Below are 6,757 nucleotides of genomic sequence, written 5' to 3'. Positions count from 1 at the left end.
GGCTCGACCTGATCAGCGGCAGTCAGATCGGCGTCACCGACCCCGCCGTACCGCCTCGCCAAGAGTTCTTCCGTGGCTGGAACCAAACGATGACCGCCGCACACGACCTGGTCGACGCCTGCCCTGGCGTCGGCGACCCTCCGGTTCCTGGGATGCCAGTCAGACCGCGGTCGTGACCGCCAGCACGGCATCGGCCAACTCCGGCCTGCAGACGATCAGGTCCGGCACGTAGACGTCGGCCTGGTTGTAGCGCAGCGGCGAGCCGTCGATGCGCGACGTGTAGAGCCCGGCGGCGCGGGCGACCGCGACGGGCGCGGCCGAATCCCACTCGTACTGTCCACCGGCATGCACGTAGACGTCGGCGATCCCCTGCACGACGGACGCGACCTTGGCTCCCGCCGAACCCATTTCGACCAGGACACCGTCGAGGGCATCACGTACCGCCAGCGCCACCGCGGGTGGCCTGGTGCGCGACACGACGATCCGAGGCGTCGCAGGCGCGGCGGGTGGGGCCGCGACGTCCGGCGTCGCAAGTGTCACGCCCTGGGCGGGAAGGGCGACCGCGCCGGCAACCAGCTCGCCGGACTGCCAGAGGGCGACGTGTACTGCCCAGTCCTCGCGACCGAGTTCGGAGAACTCCCTGGTGCCGTCGAGGGGGTCGACGATCCACACCCGCTCGGCGGTCAGCCGGGCAGAGTTCGCCTTCTCTTCTTCGGTCGCCTCCTCGGACAGCACCGCATCGTCGGGCCGCTCGGCGGCCAGCGCCTCCATCAGGAAGCGGTGAGAACGCTTGTCCCCGGCGTCCTTTCGCTCGGCCCCAGTGGCGCCGGCAAGCTCGGCGCGAACCTCGAGCAGCAGTACACCGGCTTCGGTCGCGAGGCGCGCGGCCAGTTCGTGATCGCTCATCGAGGAGTGATCATATCGATGACCTGCTGGGCCAGGTAATCGACCGAAAGATCCGGGGTCAGGCGCAGATTGGGATTCTTGGGGCGCTGGTACGGGCTGTCGATCCCGGTGAAGTGCGTGATCTCGCCGCGACGGGCCTTCGCATAGAGGCCCTTGGGGTCACGACGTTCGCAATCCTCGAGCGGAGTGTCGCAGAAAACCTCGAAGAAGTCGTAGCCCTTGTCGACGTGGACCTTGCGGGCGAGCGCCCGATGCTCCTCGAGCGGGCTGATGGCCGGCACCAGCACGATCTGTCCCGAGTCGGCGAGCAACGTCGCGACGTGAGCCAGCCTGCGGAGATTCTCCGCACGGTCGGCCATCGAGAAACCGAGGTCCGCATTCAGCCCGTGTCTAAGATTGTCACCGTCGAGAACGTAAGCGGGACGGCCGCTTTCGAGTAGTTTCTGCTCGACGAGCATCGCCACCGACGACTTACCCGAACCCGAAAGGCCGGTGAACCACACCGTGCTACCCCTGGACAGCCGATCCTGTGCGGTGACCAGGTTCTGATGGCGCACCGCGTTGGGGCTGGCCGCGCGGGTCGCGGCGGGGGTGGTATCGCGCACCATGCCTGCGGCGACGGTGCGGTTGGTGTCGGGGTCGATCAGGATGAACGATCCAGTGGCCGCGTTGCGGGAGTATTCGTCGAGCAGCAGCGGCACCTGGGTGCGCAGCGTGACACGACCGAGTTCGTTGAGCTTCAACGCCGTTGCGCCCTTGTCGCGGTGCAGCGTATTGACGTCGAGCCGGTAGTCCAGTGCCGTCACCCTGACCCTGGTGGTCCTGGTGGTGTGCTTGATGACGTACTCGCGGCCGGGCTCCAACGCCGCTTCGTCGGCCATCCAGCAGACCGTCGCGTCGAAGTCTTGAACGGCGTGCGGTTGGTTGTTGGCACGGGTGATCATGTCGCCGCGGGAGATGTCGATGTCGTCGGCGAGGCTGATCGAGACCGCCATGGGCGGGAAGGCCTCTTCGAGGGGTCCGGTGGGGCCCTCGATCGCGGTGATGCGGCTGGACTTACCCGTTGGCAGCACCACGATCTCGTCGCCGGGGCGCATCACACCACTGGCCACCGTGCCCGCATAGCTGCGGTGGTCGGCGTGCTCGTGGGTCTGCGGCCGGATGACGTACTGGACGGGGAACCGCACGTCGACCAGGTTGCGGTCGCCTGCGATGTAGACCTCTTCGAGGTGGCTGAGCAGTGCAGGCCCCTCATACCAGGGAGTGAGCTCCGACTTGGTCACCACGTTGTCGCCGTTGAGCGCCGACAACGGAATCGACGTCACGTCGTGTACGTCGAGGCGGGCGGCGAACTCGTGGAAGTCGTCGCGGATCTTCTCGAAGCGCTCCTGATCCCAGTCGACGAGGTCCATCTTGTTGACGGCAAGCACGATGTGCTGGATGCCGAGCAACGACGCCAGGAACGCGTGCCGCCGCGACTGTTCCAGCAGGCCGTGCCTCGCGTCGACGAGGACGATCGCCAACTGCGCCGTCGACGTCCCGGTGACCATGTTGCGGGTGTACTGCGTATGTCCCGGAGTGTCCGCGATGATGAATTTCCGCTTGGGTGTGGCGAAGTAGCGGTATGCCACGTCGATCGTGATGCCCTGTTCGCGCTCCGCCCGCAGGCCGTCGGTCACCAGAGCCAGGTCGGTGTAGTCGTGTCCACGCTCCTTCGACGTGCGCTCGACCGACGCCAGCTGGTCCTCCATGACGGCCTTGGAGTCGAACAGCAGTCGGCCGATGAGCGTCGACTTGCCGTCGTCCACCGAACCCGCGGTCGCGAGCCTGAGCAACGTTGCCATCAACTCTGCCCTCTCCTCTTCGCGCAAGCGCTCATCAGAAATAGCCCTCTCGCTTGCGGTCTTCCATGCCTGCTTCGGAAATTCTGTCGTCGGCGCGGGTCGCCCCGCGTTCGGTCAGCCGCGACACCGCGGTCTCGGCGATCACCTCGGACACCGTGCCCGCCAACGACTCGACACAGCCGGTGCAGGTGACATCACCGACGGTGCGGAACCGCACGGTCTTCTCGATGATCTCTTCATCCTTGCGCGGCTGCAGGTATTTGTGTACGGCCAGGAACATGCCGTCACGCAGGAACACCTGACGCCGGTGCGCGTAGTAGATCGACGGCAGCTTGATCTTCTCGGCGCCGATGTAGGACCAGATGTCGAACTCGGTCCAGTTCGACAGGGGGAAGACCCGGATGTGCTCACCCTTGCGGTGTCTGCCGTTGTAGATGTTCCACAGCTCGGGGCGCTGCGACTTGGGGTCCCACTGGCCGAACTCGTCACGGAAGCTGAACACCCGCTCCTTGGCGCGGGCCTTCTCCTCGTCGCGGCGGGCGCCTCCGAAGGCAGCGTCGAACTTGTTCTCCCGGATGGCACGCAGCAGCGTGAAGGTCTGCATCGGGTTGCGCGACGGGATGGTCTCGACGACGTGCCCTGCGTCGATGTCGTCCTGCACCTTGGCGACGACGAGTCGCACCCCTGACTCGGCGACGAACTCGTCGCGGGCGGCCAGCACCTCGTCGAAGTTGTGGCCGGTGTCCACGTGCATCACGGGGAACGGCAGGCGCCCCGGCCGGAATGCCTTGATTGCCAGGTGCAGCATGACGATGGAGTCCTTGCCGCCGGAGAACAGCAGCACGGGCTTCTCGAACTCAGCCGCGACCTCGCGAATGATGTGGATGGCCTCGGCTTCGAGAGAGCGCAGATGGCTCAGCTCGTAACGGCCTCCCGACGGCTGGTCGACGCCCTGAATCAGGGTCATGGCTTCCCCATTAAGTTGGTAGAGTTAGCCAGAATTGCGATCATGCCCAGGAATGTAACCGGCGGCACGTCGACGTGTCAACGAACCGGAAGCGACGATCGGCGTGCCCAGGGTCGCTTACCCGGTGGGTAATTGAAACGCGCCGGCGGAGCAGACACCATGGCGTCATGTCGACTCCCACCGGCGCCGAGGTCATGGCGCAGTTCATCCCGCAGTCCCCGTTCGTGGCGAAACTCGGCATCGTGGCTGAGTCGCTGGACACCGCCGAGGTGCGGCTACGGCTGCCGTGGGATCCGTCCAACACCACGGTGGGAGACATGGTGCACGGCGGCGCCATCGCCGCCCTGGCCGACGTCACCGTGATGGCCGCGGCCTGGGCCGGCGTCGAGGCCGCCCACTCCTTGCGCGGGGTGACGGTGTCGATGGCGATGCAGTTCCTGACCCCGGCCCGCGCGACCGACGTGATCGGCGTCGGCCGAGCGTTGCGCCGCGGCCGGACCTTGGTCAACTGCGACGTCGACGTCGTGACGCCCGACGGCGAGTTGGTCGCGAAGGCAATCGCGACCTACAAGGTGGGCTGATTTGGGCGCGGAAACCCGTACTGAGCGCGGAAAAGCGCGCCGAAATCGCTAGAGGGTGACCTCGTTCAACTTGCCGGTCGCCACGTCGAAGACGAACCCGCGCAGCGACTCGTGCTTGGTGACGAACGGGCTGGCCTCGATGCGGCGCAGCGACTGGCGAACGTCTTCCTCGACGTCCTGGAAGGCCTCGGCCGCCCACTCGGGCTTGAGGCCGATTTCGTCCTGAATGGTCTGCTTGAAGCCATCGTCGGTGAAGGTCAGCATGCCGCAGTCGGTGTGGTGGATGAGGATGATCTCCTTGGTGCCCAGCAGTCGCTGACTGATCGCCAGGGAGCGGATCTCGTCGTCGGTGACGACCCCACCCGCGTTTCGGATCACGTGCGCCTCGCCATCGGCGAGTCCGAGGATCCGGTAGACGTCCAGGCGCGCGTCCATGCAGGCGACGACTGCGACGTGCTTGCTCGGTGGCAGCGGTAATGGACCACTGAACGACGCGGCGTACAGCTCGTTGTTCTCGAGGTACTCGTCGGTCACTGACACGGGATCCTCCTGGCGTTCGCGTGGGGCGGTGGTGACGCTAGTCGGGCGGTACCCAGATTCCGACGATGCGAATCGGGCTGATTCCAACCAGCGTCACCCCGTCGTCACGCCTTGGACTCCAGGTCGTAGACAGTGGTGCCGCCGACGTCCTTCTTGGTGAAGGTCTTCTCCACCCATGCGGTGATGTCACCCGCGGAGCCGGTCCGGTGTCCCGGGGGGCCACCATGACCCGAGTCGGCCAGGAAGTACCGCACCTGTCCGTCGGCGACGTACTGCTGGAACTGAGCCAGTGTCGGCGACGGATCACCACCGGTGAAGCCGCCGATCGCCATCAGCGAGGTTCCGGTCTTCAGCTCGAGGTCACTCACCGACATCGAGCCGATTGCGGCTGCGGCCCAACGGTTGTCCGCCCCGGTGATCAACTCCGCGACCTCCGCATTGTCACCGCCACGGCCGGGTCCACCGAACCCGCCTGGCTTGCCGGGTCCACCAGGCCCGCCGAAGCCGCCCGCCTTCTGCGGTCCTGACATCGTGCCGGGGCCGCTGTGCACACTCGCGGCGTTGTAGATCGAGAACGCCGCCGAGCCACCGAGCCCGAAGATCGCCGCCGCGACGACGACCGCCGCAGTGGCCTTGCCCAGCCGGTGTGCGCGCACCGCGAGCACCAGAGCGATCAGGATCGAACCGATGAGCACCACCCAGCGGATCGCCGGCCACCACTCCGGTGTTCGGTTCAGCAGCAGGAAGGACCACACCCCGGTGGCCGCGAGCATGACGGCGAGGACCAGGCGCGGAATCAACGATTCCCGGCGCTTGACGAGCTGCGCCACCGAGATTCCGACCACCGCGGCGACTCCGGGGGCGAGCGCGACGTTGTAGTACGGGTGGACGGTTCCGGCCATGAAGCTGAACACCGCGCCCGTCACCAAGAGCCAACCGCCCCACAGCAACAACCCCGCCCGGACCCGATCGGTGCGCGGTGCGCGCCAGGTCAGCCACAGCCCGACCACCAACCCGATGAGGGCCGCGGGCAACAGCCAGGACGCCTCGACGCCCATCGACGGCCCGAAGAGCCGACCGATGCCGGGGTCGCCACCGAAGAACAGGTTCATGCCGCCGCCCATGTGGGGACCGGGGCCTCCCGAACCGGGACCGCCACCTTCGTTTCCGGCGATCCGCTCGATTCCGTTGTAGCCGAACGCCAACTGCAACAGGCTGTTGTCGGTGGAGCCCGCGATGTACGGCCGCGAGTCAGCAGGCCACAGGCTGACCAACGCGATGTACCAGCCGGCGGACACGATCATCGTCGCTCCCCCGACGAGCAACGCGCCCAATCGTTTCCAGAACCCGAATGGTGCGGCGACGAGGAACGCCAGGGCGAAACCCGGCAGAGGAAGGAACGCCTGCAGCATCTTGGTGAGGAATGCGAACCCGACGACGGCGCCCGTCAACGCCATCCACATCGACATCCGCCGCACGCTGCTCGCATCGATGGCACGAACGGTGCAGTAGGCCGCCACCACCAGCAGCAGCACGAGCAGCGCGTCGGGGTTGTTGAATCGGAACATCAACGTCGCCACCGGCGTCAGCGCCAACACCAAGCCTGCGATCAGGCCCGCCGACGGGCCGCTGCTGCGCCGGACGGTCAGGTAGAGCACCGCGACCGCGCCGACGCCCATCAGGGCCTCCGGCAACAGCATCGTGAACTCGTTGAACCCGAACAGCCTGCCGGACAAACCCATGACCCACATCGCGGCAGGCGGCTTGTCCACGGTGATGGCATTGCCGGAGTCGAGCGACCCGAACAGCAATGCCTTCCAGTCCTGGGTGCCAGCCTGAGCCGCGGCCGCGTAATAGCTGTTGGCCCAGCCCGACGAGCCGAGACCCCACATGTACAGAACCGCGGTTCCCACCAGCAG

6 protein-coding genes are annotated in these 6,757 nt (G+C 66.5%); 1 reads left to right on the top strand and 5 read right to left on the bottom strand.

Translation table 11 applies throughout. The features are described 5' to 3' along the window. Positions 1 to 159: 159 nt before the first annotated feature. Genes ACRDUX_RS27205 through cysD form a run of 3 tightly spaced genes read right to left on the bottom strand, consistent with a single transcriptional unit; the run spans position 160 to position 3,717 of the window. Positions 160 to 906 carry a 3'(2'),5'-bisphosphate nucleotidase CysQ gene (locus ACRDUX_RS27205; RefSeq protein ID WP_526418345.1) on the bottom strand — a complete coding sequence of 249 codons (747 nt, stop codon included), beginning with the start codon at positions 904 to 906 and terminating at the stop codon, positions 160 to 162. Then, positions 903 to 2,750 carry a sulfate adenylyltransferase subunit CysN gene (gene cysN / locus ACRDUX_RS27200; protein ID WP_526418343.1) on the bottom strand — a complete coding sequence of 616 codons (1,848 nt, stop codon included), beginning with the start codon at positions 2,748 to 2,750 and terminating at the stop codon, positions 903 to 905. Before cysN ends, ACRDUX_RS27205 begins: the two co-directional genes overlap by 4 nt. Before the next feature lie 34 nt (positions 2,751 to 2,784). Continuing rightward, positions 2,785 to 3,717, bottom strand: coding sequence for a sulfate adenylyltransferase subunit CysD (gene cysD, locus ACRDUX_RS27195; RefSeq protein ID WP_526418341.1), 933 nt, complete (start codon positions 3,715 to 3,717; stop codon positions 2,785 to 2,787). Positions 3,718 to 3,884: 167 nt separating this feature from the next. Here cysD and ACRDUX_RS27190 point away from each other — a divergent pair, with 167 nt between their 5' ends. Continuing rightward, positions 3,885 to 4,298 (top strand): PaaI family thioesterase, encoded by a 414-nt coding sequence (locus ACRDUX_RS27190; RefSeq protein ID WP_526418339.1) that lies wholly within the window; start codon positions 3,885 to 3,887, stop codon positions 4,296 to 4,298. 48 nt (positions 4,299 to 4,346) lie between these two features. Here the strand turns inward: ACRDUX_RS27190 and ACRDUX_RS27185 are convergent, their stop codons facing one another. After that, positions 4,347 to 4,838, bottom strand: a complete 492-nt coding sequence (locus ACRDUX_RS27185) for a beta-class carbonic anhydrase (protein ID WP_526418338.1) — start codon at positions 4,836 to 4,838, stop codon at positions 4,347 to 4,349. 104 nt (positions 4,839 to 4,942) lie between these two features. Further along, a partial coding sequence (locus tag ACRDUX_RS27180) for a glycosyltransferase family 39 protein (protein WP_526418336.1) occupies positions 4,943 to 6,757 on the bottom strand: 1,815 nt, incomplete at its 5' end.

The sequence above is a fragment of the Mycobacterium sp. genome, assembly GCF_050701675.1.
Taxonomy (GTDB): domain Bacteria; phylum Actinomycetota; class Actinomycetes; order Mycobacteriales; family Mycobacteriaceae; genus Mycobacterium.
The sequence above is the reverse complement of the archived record's forward strand: the minus strand, read 5'-3'. Positions and strand labels throughout refer to the sequence as shown.